Source organism: Candidatus Poriferisodalis multihospitum, from assembly GCF_028283155.1.
GTDB lineage: Bacteria > Actinomycetota > Acidimicrobiia > Acidimicrobiales > Poriferisodalaceae > Poriferisodalis > Poriferisodalis multihospitum.
The window spans coordinates 1-2,527 of the sequence record NZ_JAPYOK010000107.1 but is presented as its reverse complement, the minus strand read 5'-3'; the positions used below and the strand labels follow the sequence as shown (position 1 = coordinate 2,527).

Genomic DNA, 2,527 nt, shown 5'->3' with positions numbered 1-2,527 from the left:
ATCTACGCCCCGCCAGCGCGCTGAAGCACTGCCGGCAGGTTTCTCCGCTGACAGCGTGATGATTGTCCACAGGTCTTGCACCGGCTTGTGGACACAGGTTCGGTCAATCCGCGCAGTCGCTATGGACTGGCGGCCTGGTAGCCGATGTTCGGGACGGTGAGGATGTAGGTCGGATTCCTGGCGTCGTCGCCGAGCTTGGCTCGCAGGTCTTTGATGAAGGTGCGCACGCGTTGAGCGTCGCCGCTGGAGCCTTCGCCCCAGACCGTCTCGAGCAGCTGCTCGTAGCTGAGCGGGCGACCGGCGTTGATGCACAGTTCCGACAGCAGCTTGTATTCCGTGGGCGTCAGGTTTGCCGTCTGCCCCGCGACCATGGCGGTGTGGGTCAGAAAGTCCACCGTGAGGTCACCGAGCCGGTAGGGCTCGGCGTGCCGGGACTGGGCTTGTCGGCGCAGCGCGGCCGCGATGCGGGCCAGCAGCTCGGTGGGTGAGAACGGCTTCACGATGTAGTCGGCGGCGCCCAACTCGAGGGCCTTGGCGACCAGTTGATCGTCGCTTCGCCCGGACACGAATATGACGGGCACCTCCAGCAGCTTGGGGACGCGCTTGATCACCTCGAAGGCATCGGTTCCGGGCAGCAGCAGGTCCATCAGCACGAGATGAGGCATCTCGCTCTCCAGCAGATGTCCCGCCTCGCTGGGGTCGCTGGTGACAACGGGGGTATAGCCGGCTTTGGCCAGCGTGCTGCGGACAAAGCGCAGCGTTTGGAGATCGTCGTCGACCACCAGGATGCGCTCCACCTTCGTCGCTGCTGAAGACGTGGCCTGATCCCCGGGTTCGTCGTGTGCCGGCACGATCGCAGGTTCGTCGAGGGCGGGAACCGTGAAGGTGAACCGGGCGCCCCGGCCGTGCGCCGCGCTGTATGCCCAGATGCGGCCGCCATGGGCCTCCACGATGCCCCTGCAGATGGCGAGGCCCAGCCCATAGCCGCGGTCGTCGCGATCGCCGCGGGAAAACTTGGTGAACAGCAGCGGCAGACGCTCGGGGTCGATCCCGGTGCCCTCGTCGGTGACCGAGACTGCTACATGGGTCCCGTCCAGCGACGCGGAAACGCTGATCGTGGACCACTCGCTCGAATTCGCAGCAGCGTTGGAGAACAGGTTGTGCAGGACTTGCACGATCCTCTGCTTGTCGCCCCAGACACGGGGAAGGCTCGGCGTGTGCTCGATTTCGACGCTGTGACGATGCCCGCCGCCGAGGAACGCATTCTTGGCCTGCTCGACAACCGACTCCAAGTCCACCGGCTCTGGCGACACCGACAGCGTTCCCGCCTCGATGCGAGTCATGTCCAGCAGGTCGTTGATGAGGTCGCGCATATGGTCGGCCTGCTCTTCGACGATGCGGAAGAACTGTCGTACCTCGGCGGGATCCGGCGGGATCAGCGAGCTGCGCATGGTGGCAGCCGAGCCCTTGATCGACGTCAGCGGCGCTCGGAGCTCATGGCTCACCATCGCCAGGAACTCGGCCCGGAGTCGCTCCATGTCCTCCAGCGGCGACATGTCCTGGAGCGTTGCGATCACGGTCGCCAGCTCGCCGTCCTCGGAACGGATCGGCGTAGCGCTGATCAGTGCCGCCACCTCGCTGCCGCCGGGATGCACGATGACGATCTCCTCCGCATGCACGGTCTCACCATCGTTCAGCGCCGATTCGAACGGCAGATCGTCCAAGGCGGCCTTGGACCTTTGCTCGTCGCCGTAGCGACGGGCATTAACCAGTGTCAGGGCCGCCTGGCTGGCGAACACTTCCAGGATCTCTTCGTCCTCGTGTGTGAAGTGGGCATCGTCGTGTGGCTTGCCGACATAGATCGAGCCCACCTGGCCGCCGCGGCCTCTGATCTGCGCGCTGATGAACCCGCCGATCTGCGGCTGAAACCCCGGGAACCCCACGGAGTCCACGTGCGCCACGAAATCGGTGATTCTCAGCGGGTCGCGCAACCCGCTGAGATATTTGAACAGCTCGATGCCGGTGCCGTAGCCAACCAGCGTGTCCTGCTGCTGCTCCGACAGGCCCGAGAACAGCACGTCCTGTAGCTCCCCGGCATCGTCGATGGTGGTGATCGCCGCGTATCGGGCACCGGTCAGCGTCCGGGCGCTGTCCGCCACTCGCCGCAGCACCGTGTCGAGATTCAGATCCTCGCTGATATGCCGTATCGCCTCGGTCAGCCCCGACAGCCGGGCCTGCAGCATCTCGTTCTCTGCCCGCAAGCGGTCGATTTCAGCCAACCGAGTACCTTCCTGGCTGCGGTGGAGTGTGTCGCATTCTCGCTGAGGCCGCAACCCTCGTCAGTGGCCGGGGCCGCTGTCTGTCGGGAACGACACGCCACTAGCGTCCGGCGATATGCAGGGCATCGAGCCCGACCGGGGCCGATAGTGCGACGGCCGATCAGCTACGCCCTAGTCGTAGCGGCTGTGCTCGTATTGGCAGCATGCGCAAGCGGCGGTGAGGGTGAGTCGAGATACGAGGGTTTGGC

The 2,527-nt window shown here is 65.3% G+C and carries 1 protein-coding gene; it reads right to left on the bottom strand.

Annotation, left to right across the window (positions count from 1 at the left end; all coding sequences use genetic code 11):
• Positions 1–119 precede the first annotated feature (119 nt).
• Positions 120–2,279 carry an ATP-binding protein gene (locus VI480_RS12195; protein WP_323673124.1) on the bottom strand — a complete coding sequence of 720 codons (2,160 nt, stop codon included), beginning with the start codon at positions 2,277–2,279 and terminating at the stop codon, positions 120–122.
• Positions 2,280–2,527 lie beyond the last annotated feature (248 nt).